This is a genomic window from Parasphingorhabdus flavimaris (assembly GCF_013371215.1).
Classification (GTDB): Bacteria; Pseudomonadota; Alphaproteobacteria; order Sphingomonadales; family Sphingomonadaceae; genus Parasphingorhabdus; species Parasphingorhabdus flavimaris.
In genome coordinates, this window is sequence record NZ_JABWMH010000001.1 from 667,548 (window position 1) to 689,353 (window position 21,806).

Here is a 21,806-nt window from a genome sequence, read left to right on the forward strand (position 1 = left end):
CTCCGTCCATCAAAAACCTCGGGCAAGACATCTTGGCCCCACGGTTTTTCGACAAATTTTCGCTTCAGCTTCATGACTTGGTATCGGCCTTCACTAGTTACGTCCTATGCTCGTATAGGCCAGATTGGTTTGCGCCACTTCTGCCGGATTGTAGATATTCCGCAGATCAACAAGCACATTGCCTTTCATGACTTGCGAAAGCTTCTTCAGATCAAGGGCGCGAAAAGCGTCCCATTCGGTCACGATGACCACCGCATCGGCATCTTCGGCCGCTTTGTAACTGCTGCTCGCCATCTTGACTGTCGGCATGATCTCCTGCGCCAGTTCCATACCTTCCGGATCATAAGCCATCACCTCTGCACCCGCGTCGGTCAATGTCTGCGCGATGGCGATCGAGGGTGCGTCCCGCATGTCATCGGTATTGGGCTTGAACGTCAGGCCGAGCAAAGCCACTTTCTTGCCGCGCACTTCGCCCCCGAGCGCATGAATGACCTTGCGGCCCATGGCGCGTTTGCGCTGATCGTTCACCTGCACGACAGCTTCAACGATGCGAACCGGACTATCGTTATCTTGCGCGGTTTTCAACAGGGCGAGGGTGTCCTTGGGAAAACAGCTTCCGCCATAGCCGGGGCCGGCATGGAGGAATTTCGACCCGATCCGGTTGTCCAGGCCGATTCCGCGCGACACTTCCTGAACATCGGCACCCACTTTTTCGCAAAGATCGGCCATCTCGTTGATGAACGTGATCTTCGTCGCGAGAAAGGCATTGGCTGCATATTTGATCAGCTCGGCGGTGCGTCGACCGGTAAATAATATCGGCGATTCATTCAGGAAGAGCGGCCGGTAAATCTCGGTCATGACGTCTTTCGACCAGTCGTCCTCGGTGCCGATGACAATACGGTCGGGGCGTTTGAAGTCGCGGATGGCAGCGCCTTCCCGCAAGAATTCAGGATTGGACACGACCGAAAAGCGCTCGCGTGGCTGCTTTTGCTCAAGAATATGTTCAACTTCGTCGCCGGTTCCGACCGGAACGGTAGACTTGGTGACGATCACGGTCGGCTTGGTGATCGAGTCAGCAATTTCTTCCGTCGCCGCATAGACATAGCTCAGGTCGGCATGGCCATCGCCTCTGCGTGAGGGGGTTCCCACGGCGATAAAAATCGCATCACAATCCTTGACCGAAGCGGCGAGATCGGTGGAAAAGGACAAGCGCTCGGCCTCGACATTGCGTTTGACAAGATCGGCGAGGCCGGGTTCGAAGATCGGCATGATATTCTTGTCGAGATCCGAGATTTTTTTATCGTCCTTGTCGACGCAAACCACTTCATGACCGAAATCTGCGAAGCAAGCGCCTGACACCAGGCCAACATAGCCAGAACCTATCATTGCAAGTTTCATTGAATTCCCTCAAATATCTGGTGTCTTATCATGAAAATCTGGCGGCTTGTGACCTTTTGGCTATCACAGGTCAAGTTCGCAGAATACCGAATTTTGATTGCATGCCGCTTACCGTTGATTGTGTGAACGTCTGATTAAATGACATATGACAGGTTGATTGTCTGAAGGTTCGCGTCAAGGAAGAATGACCTTCTTCGCGGCGAGAAGGTGTTTTTAAAGTACTTGGCCAAATCGATTCCGGAAGGTAAATAGCCCCACCGGCGTCTCAGTAATGTAAATCGAATGCCAATGTTGAAAATTAAATGATTGAAAATATCACAGCCGTAGTCACTTCGTTTCTGGAATATATCGCCCGGCTGGCGCGATGGAAGAAGAAGCTGATCGTGTTCCTGCTCGACATTTTATTATGTGTGCAGTCGATCTGGATAGCCTATTCTCTTCGTATCGGCGTCTGGATTCTTTGGGATATTGCGGTCCAGAAGATCGTTCTGGCATGTCTCTTGATCATGGTGCCTGTTTTCGTCCTGACCGGCGTTTACCAGGCTATTTTCCGCTATGCGGGTACCGGGATGATGAAGATACTGGTTCGCGCTTTTGCTGCCTATTCGGTGCTGATCGCGCTTCTGTTCGCCGTTATCGGCGTCGACGGCGTGCCACGCACGATCGGCGTCATCCAACCGGTGATATTCTTCATTTTGGTCGGCTTCATGAGAGTTGCCGCACGATATCTGATGATCGATATTCTCGGTCGGAACCGGTTCGCCGGCGAGGTCAAGAACGTCTTGATCTACGGCGCCGGCAGTGCAGGGCAGCAACTGGCCGCTTCGATGCGGTCAGAACCTGCGATGCGGCTATGCGGTTATGTCGACGATGATAAGCGGCTAAATGGCCAGCGGCTGGACGGCGACAAAGTCTTCTGGAGCGGGGACCTTCCCGGATTGATCGAGAAAAAGAAGGTCACCGATATTCTTCTGGCGCTGCCGAGAATAAATCGCAAGAAGCGCCGCGACATCGTGGAGCAGATTCGAGAGTTCAAGGTCCATGTCCAGACCTTGCCGAAAATGCAGGAAATTTTCTCCGGTAGCGTTTCCTTCAGCGATATCCGTGAACTGGAAATCGAAGATCTGCTCGGGCGGGAGCCGGTTGTGCCGAACGAGTTGCTGTTCGGACGGACAATCGTTGGAAAGACAGTGCTTGTCACCGGAGCAGGAGGGTCTATCGGCGGAGAATTGTGCCGGCAGATCGCTGTGTCGGGAGCGCGCCGCCTGATCTTATTGGATCTGTCGGAATATTCTCTCTACCGGATTGAAAAAGAGCTGCAGGAATTGGCCGCAGCGCGAGACGGAGAAAGCCTTGAGCTTATCCCGATCCTGGGCTCCGTGGTCGATGCGGTCAGAGTGCGCGAAATATTCTCGCGATGGACTCCGGACACTGTTTTTCATGCGGCCGCTTACAAACATGTGCCGCTCGTCGAGGCCAATCCGGTGGAAGGCATTCGCAACAATATTTTGGGCACCCAGACGCTGGCTGCTGAGGCTGAAGCGGCTGCGGTAAAAGATTTCATTCTGATCAGCACCGATAAGGCGGTCCGTCCGACCAATGTGATGGGGGCATCAAAGCGGGCGGCCGAACAGGTGATCCAGAATTTTGCTGCCAAGGAAAGCCAGACCAAATTCTCGATGGTGCGATTTGGCAATGTGCTCGGCTCCAGTGGGTCGGTGGTGCCATTGTTCCGCCAGCAGATCGAACAGGGTGGCCCGATTACGCTGACCGATCGCAACGTCACGCGTTATTTCATGACCATACCGGAGGCGGCTCAGCTGGTCATTCAAGCCGCTGGCATGGCCAAAGGCGGTGAAGTCTTCGTGCTCGACATGGGGAAATCGGTTCGAATCCTGGACTTGGCGGAAACGATGGTACGGCTGTCAGGCTTGACGGTTCGTGACGAAAAAAATCCCGAGGGCGATATCGAAATTGTCGAAGTCGGACTGCGTGCGGGTGAGAAGCTCTATGAAGAGCTGATCATCGGAAATGATCCGCAACCGACATTGCACGCCCGGATAATGAAGGCTCATGAATCCTTCATCGCGCTGGATGCGCTCAATGGCTTGATTGCCAGCCTCATGGACTGTCGCGATCCGGAGGCGGCGGTCAATATGCTCCAGTCGCTGGTGCCGGAATTTGAACATGGCAGAGACAATGCTACGATGGAAAAAGCTTCCTGAACACGCCCTTGGCACCGTGTGGATAGGGCCGTCGACGGCCCTATCGATCAGCCTTTTAAAAGCCCGAACGGGACAACGCGGTTCTGGGCGTCATGTCCGATTTCCGCGCGCCCAAGATAGGCGATCCCGTATTGCTCAGACCATCTTCTGGTGATTGCTTCAGGGTCTTCGCCAAAGGGGCGGTCATTTTCGGGGACATCGCTGACGCGACCGAGACGGATGCCGGCCAGGCCATGGTTCGAAAGATTGCTGCAAAGGTGAAACATCGCGCGATCAAAGGCGTATAGATATTCGGATATCTCCTCGATGATGAGGATATGGTCGCGCAGGTCCGGCATCAGCTTCGTGCCAGTCATCATGGCGAGAGTCATGAGATTGAACGCGGCATATTTCCGTCCGCTAGCCAGGCCGGGATCGACCGCGTCGGGCCGTTGATGGACAATCCAGTCCAATGCTCTGCCGATCGCGTCCTCGCCGCCGATTCTGCCGATATCCGACGGCATGGGGCCATGGGCGACATGGCCGATCCCCGCGCGATAGAGCGCGCCTAGCAAATTCCCCGCATCGCTATAGCCGAGATAGGTCTTGCGTCCGGCATCGCCACCCAGCTGGCCGATAGCGGCATCCGCTATCCGTGCAGCACCATAGCCGCCGCGGGCGAACCATATCGCGTCAATGGCGGGATCGTTTGCCAACGCGACAAAAGTTGCGAGCCGCTGTTCATCATTTCCGGCAAAATGCCCGTGCTCGAGAAAACATTGCTCGTCGAATATCAATTCGGCCTGCGGGTGGCTCTCGGCGGCGAGCGCGACAACGCGGTCGGCTTCTTCCCGGTTGAAAGGGGTCGACGGAGCACAGATGCCGATGCGGACTGGTGAGGAGATAGATTTTGTTCCTTGCGCCATTGCCAAACAGATAGAGAAGCAATAGCGCGAAAAAATGAGCGAAGACAAATCCTATTATTTTTGTGGAATCGGCGGTTCGGGCATGTTGCCCCTGGCGATGATCGTCAAGGCAGCCGGCGCACGGGTCGCCGGATCCGATCGCGCCCTCGACCAAGGACGACTGGCAGACAAGTTCCAATGGCTTCAGGATCGAGGCATCGAGTTGTTTGATCAGGATGGCAGCGGTCTGGTCGACGGCAGCCAGATATTGATCGCTTCGGCTGCGATCGAAGACAGCGTCCCCGATGTTGCCCGAGCGATCGCATTGGGTTGCAAGCGGATGACCCGAGCGGAACTTCTGGCAGAACATTTCAATGCGGTAGAACACAGCATTGCGGTGGGCGGAACCAGCGGAAAATCCACGGTGACCGGAATGATCGGCTGGATCCTGACCGAGGCGGGTCGTGGCCCGACGATCATGAACGGTGCGGTGATGAAGAATTTCGTCGACAGTGATGCTCCGTTCGCAAGTTCCCGGGTCGGAGCAGGCGAACTGATGGTCAGCGAAGTGGACGAAAGCGACGGTTCCATCGCTTTGTTCGATCCGGAAATTGCTGTACTCAACAACGTCAGCCTCGATCACAAAAGCCTTGAAGAACTGAGAGTTTTGTTCGGCGATTTTATCGCCGATGCGCGATATGCGGTCTGGAATAATGATGACGAGGAATCGAAAGCGCTCGTTGCATCATGCGGACTGGAGAATGCGCGCAGTTTCGGATTTTCCGAAGGCGCGGATTATCAGGCCTTACAGGTCGAGGAAAAAGCGCTCGGCAGCAGCTTTACCATGCGGACCGGTGGCGTTGACTATCCGGTCACTTTGCAGATCCCGGGCCGGCATAATATCGCCAATGCGCTGGCGGCCATCGCGGCGTCTTGCGCGACCGGCGTGCCGGTCGACCGCGCGATAGCGGCGATTGAGGGCTTTGTCGGCCTTGCGCGCCGGTTCGATATTGTCGGAACCGCGAATGGGATCACCGTGATCGACGATTTCGGGCATAATCCCGACAAAATCGCGGCAACGCTTGCGACGCTGAAGGCTTTTCCGGGACGGATCATAGCTTTCTTCCAGCCGCACGGATTTGGTCCGATCAAGAAAATGGGTGCCGAGCTTGCCGAGGTTTTCTCAGAAAACCTCGACGGTGACGATCGGGTGATATTGTGCGATCCGGTCTATTTTGGCGGTACGGTTGATCGGACGCTTGGCAGCCAATCGATCGTCGATGCAATAACCGCTGCCGGTGGTTCCGCAGCCTATTTTGCCGAGAGGCAGGGTTGCGGTGATAATATTGTCGAAATCGCCAAGACCGGTGACCGTATCGTCATAATGGGCGCGCGTGATGATACATTGCATATCTTTGCCCACTCGATCCTGGCGGCGATCGCCAATGATCAACGCGGGACCGATGCCGTCTGAGGAGTCTTTTGCAATAAGGCCTCCGTCGGAATTGCCATATTTCCCGGACTGCGATCATTGCCTTCGAACGCGCCGACTAGCTCCCCGGTGACAGCATCGAGGGATGAATCGTTGAAAAGCGATGGCGCGCCAGCAGATGGTTACCTTTTCCCCAACAATCCAAGGTAAACAAGTCGGCAACCTTTATGAAGAAGGAGTTAACGCTCCGTGACACCCTTGGAGGGCAGTCAAAAATATCCCCTTAAATTCAACGGTCTGCATGTATTGAAACGTAACATACTGTAACATTAGCCGTGTCTAACTGCCTTTTCCCCCGCTGCGTCGCCACAAACGATGAGCAAGCGGGGCAATCCGGCTCTTGTCTGTGGCAACCCCTAACGCGCCACAGTTGTCCCGGCACCGGTTCGACATTCTGGTCCTTGTCGTGCCGACTGTTCTTGATGGAGCGGATAGCACAACTATCCGCTCCATCATCTGACAGATGCCCGTGCGCCTCCTGCTTGCCAAAGAATTGTGGGAAGAGTCATGCAGTCAATTGATATAATATTGCCCGACGAGGCAATCGGTCTTTCGCGCTCAGTGGGCTGCGTGACATCCGCAACTCTATGCGCCATTTTCGCAATGACGCCTGGCATTTTGCCGGCATCGGCATCCGAAACGCCAAGGTCACAGCAAGCAGGCTCTCTGGCAAGCGCCAACGGTCGCGGGGTCGCTGTGGCGAGCGCTCGCGTCCTCAAGCCGTTCTCCATGCAATCGACCGTCCGCACAGCAAACGGCATGGACGATTATGACACGAGTGTTTCGCGGCGCAGCAGTTTTCGGGATTGTTCGGTTCTGCTGGGTCTCGAGGCCAATTCAGGCACCGCAGAAACGTGCGAACTCCGGCTGACAGAATTGCAGTGAGCGGCGCAATAGAGGGAATGATCATGCAGATATTCAAGAAGACAGGCCGGATGGACACAAAATTTATGCGGGATCGGCAAGACATTATTGCACGACCCGGTATCCGGCTGTGTGGCATCGCTTCGATGCTGGCGGTTCTGCCAGCTCCGCTATCGGCTGAAGTCGGTCCCCGGGACAATATAGTGATCGCGTTATCCAACCGCATTGTCGCGAGCACGGTCGCAACCGGAGACAAGGCCCGGGCTGTGCCTGGCGCCATCGTCGATTTTTTTGTCACCGTGACGGGTCCGACCGAAAACGGATCGCCAGCCACATCATTTGCCGTCACCGATATGGTGCCCGCACATTTGTCCCTGTTCGTCGGTGATCTCGGGCAAGTCGGCACCGGACCGGCCGCGTTTGTGGACAATGACAGTGGCCTGGATTTTCGCTTCGACGGGCTTTCCAGTTCGACGGACTCGATCGAATTTTCCGATGATGGCGGAAAGACTTTTGAATATGTCCCGGTTGCCGACGGCGACGGTTTCGATCCGCATGTCACGCACGTCAAATTCCGACCCCGCGGCAGCTTGATGCCGGTCAGCGGGAAATATGATCGTTTTTCCTTACGTTATAGAATGAAGGTCAAGTAAATGAAAAATGCTATACAGAAAACGGTCGGCCCACCGGTGAATTTTGGCCATGTTTTGCCCGACCCGGAACGCCGGCAGCAGGAGCGGCATATAACGATGCTCCGGCTAGCCAAGATCAAGACGGAATCCGGAGAAGGATGGGGGTTTATCAAAAACCTCTCCGCCACCGGCATGATGGTCGAAGTGCAAATGAATTTCGATCTGGGAGATACGGTCTCCGCCATGCTGACCGAGGACAAGGAATTGACCGGTACCGTTCGCTGGCGTGAGGATTCATTTGCCGGCATCGAGTTTGCTGAGCCCGTCGATGTGGCCGAGCTACTGTCCAAACCTAGCCTGGCCAAGCAGGGACGGGTGCCCCGGTTGCCAAGAGTGGAAATGAAGCATCCCATCAATCTCTATCAGGGATCGAAGCTGATTCACGCCAATATTTGCGATATTTCGCCTGCCGGCCTCTGTGTGGAAACCGATTTTGAGTTCGAGATCGGAAAAAAATTGCGGCTGTTGGTGCCAGATTTGCTGGACATTAATGGCACGGTGCGGTGGCAAGTGGGCAATCGCGTGGGAATCGTTTTCTCCCAGAGGCTTCGGCTCGATGACCTGATGATCTGGCTGTCGACATTCTATCGGGCAGCGCGAATCTCCAGTGGCGAACTGTTAGCCCTCAACGAGAGCGCCCATCAGAGCTGCTGGACGGGCGAAGAACCGGTTTCACTTCCTTATCAGGTTATCGGGCACGATGATCTGGGACGTGAGATACTGATCGATCAAATGGATTCCGCGGTCGAAGCTCTCACTCAATTCAAGGCGACTTCGAAATTCTTTTACAAGGTGAGCATCCGAGATGCCGACAATGCAGAATTGTCGATCGGCGCTATCGTGTTGCGCGCGTTTGACGAAGAACGCGCACTGGCAAAGACGCAATTTAGCTGAAGACCTCAAGATTATTTTATCCTGTGGAGCAGTCGTTCTGACTGCAAGAACCGAAAACAGGCGGGAGTGCGATCAAATATGGATTCCCCCCCCCCCGGGTTGAACTGATGAACATTCCGTTGACGGCATATTCAAGGGAGAAAGGAGGTAGAAAAGAAATGGATAATTTTTATATCCTGCGGTCGGATGGGTAGAGCATGTCGCTGACATGACATTCCGAACGCATGGCCAGGTGATATTTGGAGGTAGATTTTGGATTTTGGTCCAACATTGATAACACGGGATTTTGCTTCTTCGCAAACATACCAGAAAATCACCCCCAAGTAGCGCTGTCGTTGTTGTAAAGCATCACTGTTGGTGACCCAACTTCAACGTTAAGAAATTGTCAATTGTCCTTACAATATATTGCGCCGTCCAGAAATGAAGTGGATCTATGCTAACTGCTGGGTAGTACAGCTGAGGCACGCAATTGTTTAGCCATCATACGGGCAACCAATTCCCGTCCAGATGCGAGGGTATATTGGTCGGATGTCTATAATTTATATCCAATTTTTCTGCGCGTTTGCTTTGATTGCCACGATTTTCTTTGTGGTACTATGGTTGCGAAAATCGCAGAGAGACTTGCAGGCGGTCACCCTGGAACTGGAACGATGTAAATTAACGCTTGAAATTTCTGAACATGTTGGCCGTTTTGGATCCTGGCACATGAATGCCGGGACAAGGGTTGTAAGATGGTCCGACTATATCTTTGATATGCATGAACGTAGACATTCTCTCGGGCATCCGCCGCTCGAAAATGCAATCGACTATTACCACCGGGCCGATCGTCTTATGGCGCAATCTGCTGTTGAAAAGGCTTTGAAGAAAGGAGAGGATTTTGAATTTCGAGCACGTATTATCACCGAACAGGGAAACGAAATTCCTGTTCTGTCTCGTGGAACCTGCCAGATCGACAAAGACGGCTCTGTGCTGGGTGTTTTTGGTTGCTTCATTGATTTAAGCGCACCTGAGGATCGATAATCCCTCTTGATTCGGGTATAGTAAGTGCGCATTTGGCGACTATTTTCGGTAAAACGGGTTGACGCAACACGGCCATCGCGCTTGTCCTAGGCAGTTTTTAATGCGGGGCAGGGCGCTGCTATTGACGAAAGGGCCTTGCCAGTTTTGAGCGAAGACGAGAAACTTCAACTATGTCTGGAACGTGATCGACTGCTTTGCGATCTTGAATTCGCGCGATCTCCAATCATGAGCAAACTTCTCCGGTTTCTCGTGGAGTATAAGTTGCGCGAGGTGGACAAGCCATTGACAGCCTATGTTATCGCTGTCGATGCGCTCGGCCGTGACGACGGGTTCGATACGCAGATAGACAGTTATCCGCGCGTTCAGATCGGTCGCCTGCGCAGGATGCTCGACCATTTCTACTTGCGCGAAAATAGCGAGATGCGGCTTTCTATTCCGTATAACCATTACGAGATTGTCCTGGGACCCAATGAACCGGCCGGCGTCAATCAGACGCTTCATGGAAAGGCCGATTCCGGCGTTGCGGAAGCCACCACCGAGGTGATCGCTTCGGGTCGGAAAAGAACAGCGTTTCTGGATCGACTGCTGAACTTCGCCAGCGACCATATTGGTCCCGTTCTTGCCACGGTCGTTCTGATCATATTGCTGGCTCTTGGAGCGCTTTTCTATCTGCAGCAGTCTGCAAAGGCAGAAGTAACCTCGATTGCCTATCCGGAAATCATCGTGAGAGGACCGGAGGGGGTGACCAATCCTGCCAAGCGTACCCAGGTCCAGATGACTCGCAGCTATCTTGTCAGCGCGCTGGAAAAGTTCGACCAGCTGCGAATTTTCGATGGGGATGCGGACACGCAGAGCGGGTCGCAATATCTGCTGGAAACCTCGGTCCTGTATCCACTGAACGACCGTATCCAGCTTCGCCTGATCGACCGTGACACCGGTGAGGTAATCTGGTCTGACGGTGTCAATGCGCAATCCAATGAAGCTCTGGAGGCTGACCTGGATCGGTCGGTTGTCATTGTCGCAAGCCCCCATGGGAAAATCGCCCAACATGAGCTTGCGAAATTTCGCGGCGATTACTCACCCGGTTACCCGTGCTTGCTCCAGTTCCACCAATTCATGCGTTATCGCGACGAAAGCCTGTTGAAACCCAATCTGGAATGTATGGAAGCATCTGCCGAACAATTTCCCGACGATCCCTATCTGATGAGCATGATGGTGATTGCCAAAAACGTATCGGAACAATTTGGCGATCGTCATGCCATTGATGGCCTGAGCAAGGATTTCGCATTGAAAGCTGCGCAGCTGGATCATGATAGCGCGGTCGCCACTTTTGCGGTGGCGCAAAGTGCCTTCTATGAAGGGGACTGCCGCAAGGGCGTTGCATGGGGGGAACGCGCCGTCCGCCTCAATCCGCTGAATTCGAGGATCATGGGATATCTGGGCCTATATATGCTTGCATGCAACTTGCCGGAAGGCGAAGCATATTCTGTCAGGGCATTGGAATTGGACCCTTATGCAGATCTGGTCGTCGCTGCGACATTGGCCATGCAAAAACTGCAGCGTGGCGATGCCATGGGAGCCCGGCAACTATCGTCGAAATATCTCGATTCAGCACCGGGCGCTGCTCCAGGTCTGGAAATAAGCTATATCCTGTCCACCGCTGCGCTCGGAGACAAAGCGGAGGCGCAACGCGCCTGGCGGAGCCTGATAGCCCGTTCCGGTCTGCCGAAAACGGCAACGCCGCGAGACGTGCTGTCCCGGTGGATCGCCAATCCTGTGCTGATCCGTGAGCTGGAGCAGGATTTTGAAAACGCGAATCTCGATTGATTTCTCGCACATGAAAAGTTCGACCATCTGGCCCCGGCCGATCGTCTAGGTAAAATCACCTAGGGGACACCACTGATTCAGTCTGCAATCGGCGAATATTATTCCTGAACAATGCCGGTCGGCGATCGGGTCGGCGGCCCGGCAACGGGTTATGGATCTGAAGGAAAGGCCAGAGCAATGGATCATAAAGCAATTCTGCTGGCGACCAACCTTTCGGCGCGTTGCGATCGGCCGCTGGACCGGGCGTTGATGCTCGCAAAGGAGTGGAACACGAAACTGATCCTGCTTCATATTCTCGATCCCGCTCGGGCGAAGGACGCGGCTACCAATATCCGCGAAATCGAGAAGCAAATTGCCGATGAACTGCCCAGGAACAAGGTCGACATCGAGATATTGGTCAAGATCGGCGATATTGCCGCGACCATCATCGAAACCGCACAAGACAGAAAATGCGATCTGATCGTGACCGGGGTCGCGCGCTATAACAGCATTGGCGATATCCTGCTTGGCGGGCCGGTGGATCAGCTGATCAGAAACGCGCCCGTTCCGGTCCTGGTGGTAAAGCGTCGACCCCAAAAGGCTTACAAGAATATCCTGATCGCCACCGATTTCTCGGAATGTTCGCTGCAGGCGCTGAACGCGGCCGCCGAATTATTTCCCGACCCCAGGCTTCACCTGGTCCACGCCTATCACGAACCCTATAGCGCCTGGCTGAGCTCCGATCAGGTCGCACAGGATGTAAAGTCCGAGGAGCAGACATCGTTGACCCGTTTTCTGGCGAGACGCGATATTTCGGACACCGTATTCGACCGGGTGAACGGATCAATCGAGAAGGGCGATCTGGGGGGCGTATTATATCGCAAGATCGAAGCGACGAAATCGGATCTGGTGGTATTGGGAACCCATGGGCGCGGAGCGCTTTCCCGTGCGACACTGGGGAGCAACGCCCAGCATGTGCTCGGCTGGGTCGGTCAGGACGTCCTGATGGTCCGCGAGAGGAAATAGCGCCCGCTTCAGTCGACGCTGTCCAGCGCCCGCTTCAGTGCCGCGAGCATTTTTTCGCGATCCTGATTGCTCTTCTGTCTGGATAGCTTGTCTTCCACCTCTGCGCGCAATGCGGCAAGCTTGGAAATCCAGTCGCGCGAAGCGGTCAGGTCCGCTGCATCGGGGCGCCCTGCGGACTCGCGGGTGGCTGGCTCTGCTGGCTGCAATGCCCAGGTTTCGCCGAGCGCCGGGACGATGGCGGAGGGTAAATCCGGTACGTCTTCTATCGTTTTGGCAAGGCTGGCCAGGGCGGTGGGGTCTCCGTGGACAAGAAACAGCGAGCCTCTGACCGGTGTGCGATCCTTGATCCATTCTATCAGTCCGCTGCGATCGGCGTGGTTGGAATAGCCGTCGAGCGTCGCAACCTGAGCCTTTACGTCGACATCATTGCCGGAAATACGGACACGTTTTGCGCCGTCCCGGAGCACCGAGCCCAGGGTCCCTGAAACCTGATAGCCCGACAACAGGAGCCGGGATTGCCGTTTGGGCAGGTTGCGGACAAGATGGTGCCTGATCCGTCCGCCCTCGCACATGCCGGAACCGGCAATGATGACGATCCCGGTCATCCGGTTGAGCTTCTTGGATTCCGCGGTATTCTGGATGAACCGTATATTGGATCGCTTCAGCATGTCGGTACCGCTGTCGCGGTAGCGCATCACCGCCATCGTGACTTTCTGGGCCAGCGGAGAGTCGAGAAAGACATTCACCGGCGCGAGACGTCTCGTTTCGAACAAGGCATCGAAGTCCTCGAGGATCGCCTGTGTACGTTCCAGCGCAAAGGCCGGGATCAGAAGATTCCCACCGGCTGCCATCACTTCCTCGACATGGCGGGCAAGCATCTCGCGGCGCTCGCTGACCAGCACCAGCTCGCGGTCCCGGTCACCATAAGTGGATTCGCAGAAGACATGGTCATAGCCGCCGATGTCCGATGCGGAGCAGTTGATTGCGCGGCCGGAACCGATGTCGCCCGAGAATAGCAGCCTTTGGCCGCCGATATTGATTTCGATCGAAGCCGATCCAACGATATGGCGGGCGTCCCAGAAACGGAAAGACACGCCATTGTCGAGATAATTTTCCTCACAATAGGTGACGGTACGAATATTCTTGTGCAGCCGGGTGATGTCCTTGCTGCCGTAGAGCGGAGTGAAGGGCGGCAGGCCGGCCCGGTCGGCCCGGCGGTTCCGGCGCTCGACATCCGCAGCCTGCAATTTGGCGGCATCCTGGAGGAGCGGTTTCAGAATATCGGCGGTTGGAGCCGTGCAATATGTCTTGGCCTTGCAGCCTCTGGCATAGAGATAGGCAAGCCTGCCGCTGTGATCGAGATGGGCATGGGTCAGCAGCACTGCGTCGATTTTTTTCGGATCAAATGGCAATTCCTCATGGTTCAGGGATTCGAGTGACCGGGTCCCCTGAAACATGCCGCAGTCGACCAATATCGTCTGACCCGCTCCGCTGACTTCAAAGCAGGATCCGGTCACTGTCCCTGCTGCTCCATGAAATTTTACGCTTGCACCACTCATTCAATTCTTCCTCTCGGAAAATATATTTCCAAGATCAATGGGCCACCACCAGCGGGACCGGGCAATCGTGGAACAGGCTTCGTGTAACGCCGCCCAGCAGAAACTCGCGCGCTCTGCTGTGGCCATAGGCGCCCATCACAAGATAGCTCGCGCCCAGGGTGGCGACGGATGACAGGAGCACATCCTGCACAGACGAGTTTTTTGCTTCCAGATCGTGGATTTTGGAACCGATCCCGTGTCCTGACAGATATTCCGACGCGTCGAGAGGCGGCAGATCATGATCCTTGTCTTCCTCGACCACAACAATATGCACCTCACTGGCCAGCTTGAGGAGAGGGACTGCGCCGCGCAGGGCGTTGCCCGCTTCAAAACTTCCATTCCAGGCGACCACCGCCGGACCCGCTACATCGAATTTCTTGACGCTGTCCGGCTGGACAACCACCGGAATATTGGTGCCGAGTACCACGTCTCCCAATATGCTGATCGGCGTCGTGTTGTCCTTGTCGCCGCTGGCCGAGCTCAACACCATCAGGTCGGCGAGCGCGGAGCTTCTCGCCAGTCCTCTTGCCGCCTCTGCATTCGCTTCCTGATAATCCCACGGCACGTCTTCTCCGGACAGCCGTTTTTCCATTTCTCCCTTCAGCGCGATGTCGGCTTCCCGCGCATATTTGCCGACGTCGTACATCACCGACATGCCGGTCACACCGTCGAAGGCCATTTGCGGATTATAGGGGTTGGCGCGCAGGCAATGGAGATGCCCGCTCAGCGCGCGGGTGATATCCAGCGCTGCCTGATATCGAGCATCAAGGCCGGAATCGTCATTCACATAGAGTAGCACGGATTTCATATGATCTCTCCTGATTGGGTAAAATTCCGGCGGATTTCATATCCTATCCGGACACCAATTCGCGCTGTATCAGGGATTATACGGATGCCGGGCCGGCGGTTGACGGAGTGCCGGAGCTGCCAGCTATTCCATGACGCCAGCGATCCCGCGCAAAATGCCCCGGGCGGGGCGGCTGGGCAGGCGCTCTAATGGAAAAGCTCTTCGCCAAGATACAGGCGGCGAACGGTCTTGTCCTGCAGCATGGCTTCCGGCGCACCGCTGAACAGGATCCGGCCTTCATGCAGGATATAGACCCGGTCGAGAAGATCGATCATCTCCCGCACATTCTGATCGGTAATCAGAATGCCCACGTCATGCCTCTCCAATTTGGAGATCATCCCCTTGATGTCCCTGACCGACATCGGATCAATCCCGGCAAAGGGTTCGTCAAACAGCATGACGGTCGGGTTGGCGGCCATCGCGCGGGCAATTTCGCAGCGGCGTCTTTCGCCGCCCGACAGCGCCCGAGCCGGCACTTTCCGGACATAGTCGATATGAAATTCGGCCAGCAGATCATCCAGTTTTTGCGCTCGGGCAACCGGGTCTTTTTCAAACAGCTCGAGCACGGTCATGATATTCTGTTCGACCGTCAGCCCGCGGAATATCGATGTTTCCTGGGGCAAATATCCAAGTCCGCGACGCGCACGCTGATCGAGTGGCAGACCGCTGATATCTTCTCCATCGAGAATGATCTGCCCCCCGTTGATCCGCAACAAGCCGAGTATCGAGTAAAAGGTTATGGTTTTTCCTGCTCCGTCCGGACCAAGCAGGCCAACGATCTCTGATCGCCCGACATTGAATGATACGTCGTGCAGGACCGTTTTCCTGCCGAATTTCTTGGTGACCGAAACAACCGAGAGGCCAGCGCTATCCACAGCCGGCGGGTTCGCGAGTTGTGGCAATGTGGGAAGATTGAAATGTTTCAATGATTTGCACCGCCTCGACCGGAAAACCGATATGATAATCGTCCCGGCATCCGCGCAATATCAGGGAGTTTACGTATATTTCGGTTCCCGCCTTCCGACTTATGGACCGATTATGGCCAATGTCCTGAAAGCCGGTGTCCTCTACTTTCTCGGTGTGTTCGCGCTGGGGTTCGTTCTGGGGGCGATGCGCATGTTCTTTCTGGTGCCGATTACCGGACCAGTGATGGCGGTGCTGATCGAAATTCCGCCGATGCTTTTATTCTCCTGGTTCTTTTGCCGGTTCCTGACCAGGCGATATAAAATTCCCGCAGAAGCCTATGATCGTCTGGCGATGGGCGGGATCGCCTTCGCATGGCTGATGGTCGGTGATATGCTGGTCAGGTTGCTGTTGCAGGAGGGGGATTTGGGCGGCGCTCTGGTGGCGTTTGATCTGCCGGAAAATCGTATCGGTCTTGGTGCCCAGATCGCTTTTGCGCTATTTCCGCTGGTCCAGTCCTACACCGGAAAGGAAAGCAGAAACGGGCTTTCATAATTGTTCAGTGATCGGTTCTACAGGCCGTTGGCCAGTTCATCCCTGAACCTGGGATGTGCGAGCCCGATGAGGGCGTCGGATCGCTGGTTCAGCGACTTTCCCCTCAGGTCGACTGCGCCATATTCGGTTACCACGATATGGGTGTCGTTGCGCGGCGTCGTCACCGGCCCGTCCAGCCGGGGAACGATGCGCGATACCGTGCCGTTGCGGGCAGTGGACTGGCATGCAATAATCGACTTGCCGCCCTTCGATGCGGTCGCACCGCGGACAAAATCGAGCTGGCCGCCGGAGCCACTATATTGCCGCCCCATCAGATGTTCCGAATTGCACGCCCCGCCCAGGTCGATTTGCAGCGTCGCATTGACCGAAACGACATTTCTGTTCTTCGCAATATGCCGGGGATCGTTGACGATATCGACCGGCGCGCTGTGCATCGCCGGATTATCGTCCAGGAAATCATAAAATGCCCTGTCGCCCATGGCAAAGGTAAAGACGCTGCGACCGCGATAGGTGGTCTTGGCCTGATTGGTGACCGCGCCGCACTGGATCAGGCTGGCGAGTGCAGGGGTCATCAGCTCGGTGTGGATGCCGAGATCGCGGCGGTCTTTCAGCAAAGCGCAAACCGCGCCGGGAAGCGCCCCTATACCCATTTGGAGACAGGAGCGGTCATCAATCATATCGGCGATGGTGGCTGCAACAATGGCTTCTTCTGCTGACGTACCGGGAGCGTCAACTTCCGCAAGGGGAGCGGTGTTTTCTACAATGGCATCGATTTCGGAAATATGGAGCAGGGAAGCGCCGAACACGCGCGGCATGTTCGGATTGACCTCAACGACCAGTTTTTTCGCGCTGCGGGCGGCGGTGGTGGAATAGTCATTGCTGGTGCCAAAGGTGAACCACCCGTGCTTGTCCATTGGCGATACAGTGGTCAAAAAGAGATCGAGCGGAACCTGCTCCTTGAACAGGCGGGGGGATTCGCTGAAAGCGACGGGCACAAATTCGATCGGACTTTTCTCTCCGGCGCCCTGCGCGCCGAGCAGCTTCCGTTCGATGGAGCTCAAAAACATGCAGCGCGGACGGATGCGACCGAGCAGTCCAGGCCGCAGAACCGTGTCACGGGCATGATCCATTGAATGGAAATACCATAGCTTGATGTCATCGACCCTGCCGTGCTCCGCCATGTCGGCCAGCGCGCCGAGCAGGGCAGGTGGCTCGGCCGTGGCCATACCCATTGCCAGATGCGCGCCGGACTTCAGTCCACTGATCGCCTCGGCGGCGGTACCCAGCCGGGCACGATATTCATCGATATGGGACATGGACATTGCCTCCGGCCGGGACGTTCGAGATCAACAGGCCAGCGACAGTCAAGCAATGAGAAATTGACGGTGGAATGGAGCAGGGAAGCGGGACATCACGCCTCATGTTTGGCGAGCATCTTTGCGAGCGGTTCGGCTGCGCCAGGTCCGAAATCCTTGGCAATCTCTGCCACCAGTCGGGCGCTTGTCTCGCTTTTCATCTGCTTGCGGATCACTCCCAGCGCTCGTGGCGCAGCGACCAGAATGACACCCGCTTTCGTGTCACCGACGATCTTTTCGATCCTTTGCGCGATATCGGTGACGAAGCGGTCTTCTTCCAGTTGCTGGAGGTCGGTAAGTTCATGCGCCCCGCGGCGCGGAGAGCCGCTTTGAAAGCTTCGCCCCGGTTTGTCGGTCCCGAGCTCCGACGTCCGCAGTGACGGGTTTTTATGCTCCTCGATCAGCTCCAGCACCGGTGCAAAAGCCTCTCCGACATTTCGGAACATCGCCATGCGGGAACCGTCAACCGCGATCACCTTGCTATCCTTGCGCACCAGCATTTCGTTCTCCCGTCAGCAGATTTGCCATTACACTTTTTAGGATCTGTGGAGATTGGCGGCGATAGGTATTGTTACGGACCGGGCGCAATGGTCTTACGAACAATTACGTAACGACAAATTCTCGGCATAATCCGAGAATGGGGGCTCTTCAGCCGCCGCAGCGGCAAAATCGGAAGGAGCGACAATGACAGATCACAGAAAATTTTCCAAAGCCGCTTCCAGGACAGCAGCAATGCTTATGACCTTGCTGCTGCTCGCCTGTGCCACGGCAACTCCCTATCAGCCGGAAATCGCCGGCCAGCGTGTCTCCGGCGGCTATTCGGAGACGCGGCTTGGCGAGACCCGCTATCGTGTCCGCTTTGCCGGCAATACGCTTACTTCGCGTAATACGGTCGAGGATTATCTGCTGTACCGCGCCGCGGAACTGACGGTCCAGAGCGGTTATGACTGGTTCCGGATTACCGACCATACTACCGAAGCGGATCGGCGAACCTATGTAGAGCGTTTCTCGCGCTACGACCCGTGGTACGGTTCGAGCTATGTCTACTGGCGGCCACACTGGCGCTACTATCGCGGCGGTGTCTGGTCGACCTGGCATCCATATGGCCGCGATCCCTTCTGGTCCTACAATAGCGATGTGAGGACGGTGGAGCGGTTCGAGGCGGAAGCGGAGATCATGATGCACCGCGGTCCGATGCGTACCGATACGGCGCGTGCTTTCGACGCCCGGAAGGTTCTCGATGATCTCCGGCCTTCGATCAAATGGCCGGAAGACGAATAGCGGCCGGATTGTTGACCTGCGCGAGAGGGGCCTCCGCCGGTGGTGTCTCTCGCGGCAGGCAGCGCTGTCAATTATCCGTTATATCTTGTCGGCATAGAGCAGGCGGCCCGGTCCCAGCCGTTCCAATATGACCGGAAGATCGCTTTCGGAAAAGGCAAAGCAGCCCTGGCTCCGGCCCAGTTTTCCGTGTGATTTGACCATTTCCGGTTCAGCATACCAGGCGCCGTGGATCACGATCGCTCGTGCTTCGGCCAGATTATTGCTCGGATCGAGGCCCTTGAGTCGTCGCGACGTACCATGTTTGCCGACATAGGTCTCGCTGACCACATAGCTGCCGCCGGACGAGGCCTCGGATCCCGGCACGTTGGAAAATTCCTGCAGCCAGCCGGTATGTCCGAGGTCGGAGCCCTTGCCATGCGCGACCAGGAAAGATTGTGTCGTTCCGTTTGTCAGGTCGACAATATGAAAACGCTCCTTGGCGCTGTGCAGCGAATAGTCGGCAATGCCGATCCTGTCGCTGTGCAACAGGGATGATTCATGCGTGGCCATCGCGGCCTTGGCGCGGTCGATCACAGTGGTTGGACCGGCCGCCAGAACCGGCTTGGGGCGGGCCGGCAATCGGGCAGCCGTCTTGCTTGCTGCTTGTGATCGGGAGCCGAGGCCATAGGCGGCACCAGTGATGCCCAGAAGGCCGGCGGTGATAAAATGTCTTCTCTTCATTACACTTCTATAGCAGCTCTTCCCTGTATGGAAGATTAAGTAACTCTACCTATTGCTGCGCCCGATGATCACCGGAATAACGACCGGATGAGAATTTTATCAGCAATTCTGGGCGGCCTGCTGCTTTCGGCTTCCGCCTCGGCCCAGGACCAAAACCACCTGATCTGGACCGAATCCCAACTTGCCGAGTTGCAGCAACTGGTCGAAGCAAGGCCCTCGGAAGGCTTGGAAAATTGCGTCATCACCGCTTTTGACCAGCCCAATTCCGCCACCGATCCGAACCGGCGCTCGCGCCTTGCGACGGTCGCGGCAAACGAATTGATGATGGCGCATCTGGAAGGATGCTCGCCGTCCGCCGCCCGGTCGCAATGGCGGATCGGCAGCGATGACGCGAAAATCGATACCCGGAGCCTGTTAATGCAGGCGCTGGTTCGCGACGACCTTACCGCCTATTTCAATGCACTCAGGCCGCGCAATCCCCATTATCGGGCCCTGCGCGAAGCCTATGCAACCGAAGCCGATGGAGAGAAACGCGCGACACTGGCGGTGAATCTGGAGCGATGGCGGTGGATGCCGCTGATCATGGGCGAGAAATATCTGCTGGTAAATGCGGCCAGTTTCGAGGCGACCTTGTGGGAGAATGGCGAGGCGGTGCGGACATGGCCGGTGATCGTGGGCAAGGCCCGGACTCCGACCCCGATATTCGATGCAACGGTAAGCGGGGCGATATTGAACCCGTGGTGGGAAATCCCGACTTCGATTGTCGCGGAAGGGATCGGATCGATGGTGCGCAACAATCCGGCGAGGGCGCGGAGCAGGGGCTATGTCTATCAGGATGGCCGTTACCGCCAGCGGCCCGGTCCCGGCAACGCGCTCGGGCAGATGAAACTGGTTATGCCCAACGCATATAGCGTCTATCTGCATGACACACCGAACAAGAATCTCTTCTCGGAAGAAGTGCGGACCTTCAGCCACGGCTGCATCCGGGTCGGCGGCGCGATCGATCTGGTCAAGACATTGCTCGCGGGATCGGCGACGGCAGAAGAGGTGGACGATATTCTGGCCAGCCGAAAGACGACGAGATTATCGACGACAAAACCGATCCCGATTTATATCGCCTATTTCACCGCAGAAGGCGCGAGCGACGGTACCGTAAGCTATTTCCCGGACGTCTACGGCAGGGACAATCTCGAGCTGGCGCAGAACGAGCGCGCGACCGCCTGCGCGGCCTGATCGATTCCGCTGTCTCGCGGAGAGAAGCATTGACAGGCGCAGGCCGCAAAGTCTCCGGTCAACCGCGCATGCGGAAGGCGTTGCGATGATCAGAAGCTGGATTGCCGTGATAACAGGGGCGTGCGGAGAGGGTCAGGATCCTTGGGACGCGGGCGTCAGATAGATCGAAAGATAGGCCTGCAGCGCCTTGACCGCTTCGACGACGGAAACGTGGTCCTGGCGGTCGCCATCCTGCTCGAAATAGCATTGCTCGACGAAGGTGAACAGTCGCGAAGCCATTCGTGAAACGTCGTCGACATCACCATCGTGGAACCCGTCGTGACCCGCGCGCCATCTCTCCGCCAGTTGCGTGGACAGGAGCGAAACGGTTTCGCGCTTGACCGTGTCCAGCCCCTGCGTGGCGTTCCCGAACAGCAATTTGCCATAAGCGGGGTTGTGCTGGAAAAAGACGATGCTGTTATTCAATATCTCCTGCAACAGCACGTCCCATGATTCCTCGCTGTCGGTCTTCGAGATCACAATCGCGATTTGTTCGCGCAGGCCGACGCTCAATTTCTCGAACAGGTTGCGATAGACGCTGTGGACGTTCGGAAAATATCGATAAATCGAGCCAACCGGAATCTGCGCCTGCGCCGCAATCGTGCTCGTGGTGACCTTCGCATCGGTCTCGAGCAGGGCCTGTGCGGCATCCAGAATATCCGCGACGCGTTGCCGGGCTCTCGCCTGTACCGGTGCAACGCGCGGGGTCAGTTTCACGGAATAGGTCAATCGAACTCCTTGTCAGTCCCAAATGGCAATCCTGTCTCGCGTCGTGAATATAGAGCATATCAGATGAATTTTGGACCGGGAAAGTGAGTTTCTTCTGCCGCCGGCCCTCGAGGTGGCAGATCGTCAATACCGGCATCAGCATCGCTTCGCAGTCATGAAATTTGGCCACGGCTTGCGGGAAGAGGCTCAGACCGGCGCTCGCTCGGAACGAAGCGCTCACCACGCGAGCGATGCGCACCATGTTA

20 protein-coding genes are annotated in these 21,806 nt (G+C 56.1%); 11 read left to right on the forward strand and 9 right to left on the reverse strand.

From position 1 onward, the window contains the following. Nucleotides 1–93: 93 nt before the first annotated feature. On the reverse strand, nucleotides 94–1,398 hold the full coding sequence (locus HUO14_RS03260; RefSeq protein WP_176278433.1) for a UDP-glucose dehydrogenase family protein: 1,305 nt from the start codon (nucleotides 1,396–1,398) through the stop codon (nucleotides 94–96). A gap of 302 nt (nucleotides 1,399–1,700) precedes the next feature. On the opposite strand from HUO14_RS03260, the gene HUO14_RS03265 reads away from it, so the two are divergent. Then, entirely contained in the window at nucleotides 1,701–3,623 is a 1,923-nt protein-coding gene (locus HUO14_RS03265) for a polysaccharide biosynthesis protein (protein WP_176278434.1), read from the forward strand. A gap of 47 nt (nucleotides 3,624–3,670) precedes the next feature. Here HUO14_RS03265 and HUO14_RS03270 read toward each other — a convergent pair whose 3' ends face one another. Next, nucleotides 3,671–4,528 carry an LD-carboxypeptidase gene (locus HUO14_RS03270; protein WP_176278435.1) on the reverse strand — a complete coding sequence of 286 codons (858 nt, stop codon included), beginning with the start codon at nucleotides 4,526–4,528 and terminating at the stop codon, nucleotides 3,671–3,673. A 34-nt stretch (nucleotides 4,529–4,562) separates the two neighbouring features. Here HUO14_RS03270 and HUO14_RS03275 point away from each other — a divergent pair, with 34 nt between their 5' ends. From HUO14_RS03275 to HUO14_RS03305, 7 genes are all read left to right on the forward strand, one after another. Further along, the gene (locus HUO14_RS03275) at nucleotides 4,563–5,981 is read left to right on the forward strand and encodes a Mur ligase family protein (RefSeq protein WP_176278436.1); all 1,419 of its coding nucleotides are present in this window, start codon (nucleotides 4,563–4,565) and stop codon (nucleotides 5,979–5,981) included. 525 nt (nucleotides 5,982–6,506) lie between these two features. Continuing rightward, entirely contained in the window at nucleotides 6,507–6,884 is a 378-nt protein-coding gene (locus HUO14_RS03280; protein WP_176278437.1) for a hypothetical protein, read from the forward strand. Nucleotides 6,885–6,907: 23 nt separating this feature from the next. Beyond that, nucleotides 6,908–7,516, forward strand: coding sequence for a DUF11 domain-containing protein (locus HUO14_RS03285; protein ID WP_176278438.1), 609 nt, complete (start codon nucleotides 6,908–6,910; stop codon nucleotides 7,514–7,516). Then, nucleotides 7,517–8,449: a PilZ domain-containing protein gene (locus tag HUO14_RS03290; protein WP_176278439.1), complete on the forward strand. Its 933-nt coding sequence runs from the start codon at nucleotides 7,517–7,519 to the stop codon at nucleotides 8,447–8,449. A 528-nt stretch (nucleotides 8,450–8,977) separates the two neighbouring features. Continuing rightward, on the forward strand, nucleotides 8,978–9,469 hold the full coding sequence (locus tag HUO14_RS03295) for a PAS domain-containing protein (protein WP_176278440.1): 492 nt from the start codon (nucleotides 8,978–8,980) through the stop codon (nucleotides 9,467–9,469). A gap of 225 nt (nucleotides 9,470–9,694) precedes the next feature. Then, nucleotides 9,695–11,296 carry a tetratricopeptide repeat protein gene (locus HUO14_RS03300; protein ID WP_176278441.1) on the forward strand — a complete coding sequence of 534 codons (1,602 nt, stop codon included), beginning with the start codon at nucleotides 9,695–9,697 and terminating at the stop codon, nucleotides 11,294–11,296. Between the two features lie 177 nt (nucleotides 11,297–11,473). After that, nucleotides 11,474–12,301: a universal stress protein gene (locus HUO14_RS03305; RefSeq protein ID WP_176278442.1), complete on the forward strand. Its 828-nt coding sequence runs from the start codon at nucleotides 11,474–11,476 to the stop codon at nucleotides 12,299–12,301. A gap of 8 nt (nucleotides 12,302–12,309) precedes the next feature. On the opposite strand, the gene HUO14_RS03310 is transcribed toward HUO14_RS03305, so the two are convergent. From HUO14_RS03310 to lptB, 3 genes are all read right to left on the reverse strand, one after another. Next, nucleotides 12,310–13,860: an MBL fold metallo-hydrolase gene (locus HUO14_RS03310; protein WP_176278443.1), complete on the reverse strand. Its 1,551-nt coding sequence runs from the start codon at nucleotides 13,858–13,860 to the stop codon at nucleotides 12,310–12,312. 34 nt (nucleotides 13,861–13,894) lie between these two features. Further along, complete coding sequence (locus HUO14_RS03315) at nucleotides 13,895–14,707, reverse strand: universal stress protein (protein ID WP_176278444.1); 813 nt, start codon at nucleotides 14,705–14,707, stop codon at nucleotides 13,895–13,897. Nucleotides 14,708–14,892: 185 nt separating this feature from the next. Continuing rightward, nucleotides 14,893–15,672, reverse strand: a complete 780-nt coding sequence (gene lptB / locus HUO14_RS03320; protein ID WP_176278445.1) for an LPS export ABC transporter ATP-binding protein — start codon at nucleotides 15,670–15,672, stop codon at nucleotides 14,893–14,895. A 31-nt stretch (nucleotides 15,673–15,703) separates the two neighbouring features. On the opposite strand from lptB, the gene HUO14_RS03325 reads away from it, so the two are divergent. Then, nucleotides 15,704–16,204: a hypothetical protein gene (locus tag HUO14_RS03325; protein WP_176278446.1), complete on the forward strand. Its 501-nt coding sequence runs from the start codon at nucleotides 15,704–15,706 to the stop codon at nucleotides 16,202–16,204. Between the two features lie 17 nt (nucleotides 16,205–16,221). Here the strand turns inward: HUO14_RS03325 and HUO14_RS03330 are convergent, their stop codons facing one another. Together HUO14_RS03330 and HUO14_RS03335 are read right to left on the reverse strand one after the other, a co-directional pair. Continuing rightward, complete coding sequence (locus HUO14_RS03330) at nucleotides 16,222–17,520, reverse strand: acetyl-CoA hydrolase/transferase family protein (protein ID WP_176278447.1); 1,299 nt, start codon at nucleotides 17,518–17,520, stop codon at nucleotides 16,222–16,224. Nucleotides 17,521–17,615: 95 nt separating this feature from the next. Continuing rightward, on the reverse strand, nucleotides 17,616–18,059 hold the full coding sequence (locus HUO14_RS03335; RefSeq protein WP_176278448.1) for a host attachment protein: 444 nt from the start codon (nucleotides 18,057–18,059) through the stop codon (nucleotides 17,616–17,618). A gap of 184 nt (nucleotides 18,060–18,243) precedes the next feature. Between HUO14_RS03335 and HUO14_RS03340 the strand changes: the two genes are divergently transcribed. Then, nucleotides 18,244–18,840: a CC0125/CC1285 family lipoprotein gene (locus HUO14_RS03340; RefSeq protein ID WP_217907891.1), complete on the forward strand. Its 597-nt coding sequence runs from the start codon at nucleotides 18,244–18,246 to the stop codon at nucleotides 18,838–18,840. A gap of 78 nt (nucleotides 18,841–18,918) precedes the next feature. Here HUO14_RS03340 and HUO14_RS03345 read toward each other — a convergent pair whose 3' ends face one another. After that, the gene (locus HUO14_RS03345; RefSeq protein ID WP_176278449.1) at nucleotides 18,919–19,560 is read right to left on the reverse strand and encodes a murein L,D-transpeptidase catalytic domain family protein; all 642 of its coding nucleotides are present in this window, start codon (nucleotides 19,558–19,560) and stop codon (nucleotides 18,919–18,921) included. A gap of 87 nt (nucleotides 19,561–19,647) precedes the next feature. On the opposite strand from HUO14_RS03345, the gene HUO14_RS03350 reads away from it, so the two are divergent. Continuing rightward, complete coding sequence (locus HUO14_RS03350; protein WP_176278450.1) at nucleotides 19,648–20,793, forward strand: L,D-transpeptidase family protein; 1,146 nt, start codon at nucleotides 19,648–19,650, stop codon at nucleotides 20,791–20,793. 132 nt (nucleotides 20,794–20,925) lie between these two features. Here the strand turns inward: HUO14_RS03350 and HUO14_RS03355 are convergent, their stop codons facing one another. Further along, complete coding sequence (locus tag HUO14_RS03355; RefSeq protein WP_176278451.1) at nucleotides 20,926–21,561, reverse strand: TetR/AcrR family transcriptional regulator; 636 nt, start codon at nucleotides 21,559–21,561, stop codon at nucleotides 20,926–20,928. Nucleotides 21,562–21,806 lie beyond the last annotated feature (245 nt).

Bases quoted from the DNA above. Each gene is read 5' to 3' on its own strand.
- HUO14_RS03260 (WP_176278433.1), bottom strand. From the start codon at position 1,398: ATGAAACTTGCAATGATAGGTTCTGGCTATGTTGGCCTGGTGTCAGGC.
- HUO14_RS03265 (WP_176278434.1), top strand. From the start codon at position 1,701: ATGATTGAAAATATCACAGCCGTAGTCACTTCGTTTCTGGAATATATC.
- HUO14_RS03270 (WP_176278435.1), bottom strand. From the start codon at position 4,528: ATGGCGCAAGGAACAAAATCTATCTCCTCACCAGTCCGCATCGGCATC.
- HUO14_RS03275 (WP_176278436.1), top strand. From the start codon at position 4,563: ATGAGCGAAGACAAATCCTATTATTTTTGTGGAATCGGCGGTTCGGGC.
- HUO14_RS03280 (WP_176278437.1), top strand. From the start codon at position 6,507: ATGCAGTCAATTGATATAATATTGCCCGACGAGGCAATCGGTCTTTCG.
- HUO14_RS03285 (WP_176278438.1), top strand. From the start codon at position 6,908: ATGCAGATATTCAAGAAGACAGGCCGGATGGACACAAAATTTATGCGG.
- HUO14_RS03290 (WP_176278439.1), top strand. From the start codon at position 7,517: ATGAAAAATGCTATACAGAAAACGGTCGGCCCACCGGTGAATTTTGGC.
- HUO14_RS03295 (WP_176278440.1), top strand. From the start codon at position 8,978: ATGTCTATAATTTATATCCAATTTTTCTGCGCGTTTGCTTTGATTGCC.
- HUO14_RS03300 (WP_176278441.1), top strand. From the start codon at position 9,695: ATGAGCAAACTTCTCCGGTTTCTCGTGGAGTATAAGTTGCGCGAGGTG.
- HUO14_RS03305 (WP_176278442.1), top strand. From the start codon at position 11,474: ATGGATCATAAAGCAATTCTGCTGGCGACCAACCTTTCGGCGCGTTGC.
- HUO14_RS03310 (WP_176278443.1), bottom strand. From the start codon at position 13,860: ATGAGTGGTGCAAGCGTAAAATTTCATGGAGCAGCAGGGACAGTGACC.
- HUO14_RS03315 (WP_176278444.1), bottom strand. From the start codon at position 14,707: ATGAAATCCGTGCTACTCTATGTGAATGACGATTCCGGCCTTGATGCT.
- HUO14_RS03325 (WP_176278446.1), top strand. From the start codon at position 15,704: ATGATAATCGTCCCGGCATCCGCGCAATATCAGGGAGTTTACGTATAT.
- HUO14_RS03330 (WP_176278447.1), bottom strand. From the start codon at position 17,520: ATGTCCCATATCGATGAATATCGTGCCCGGCTGGGTACCGCCGCCGAG.
- HUO14_RS03335 (WP_176278448.1), bottom strand. From the start codon at position 18,059: ATGCTGGTGCGCAAGGATAGCAAGGTGATCGCGGTTGACGGTTCCCGC.
- HUO14_RS03340 (WP_217907891.1), top strand. From the start codon at position 18,244: ATGACAGATCACAGAAAATTTTCCAAAGCCGCTTCCAGGACAGCAGCA.
- HUO14_RS03345 (WP_176278449.1), bottom strand. From the start codon at position 19,560: ATGAAGAGAAGACATTTTATCACCGCCGGCCTTCTGGGCATCACTGGT.
- HUO14_RS03350 (WP_176278450.1), top strand. From the start codon at position 19,648: ATGAGAATTTTATCAGCAATTCTGGGCGGCCTGCTGCTTTCGGCTTCC.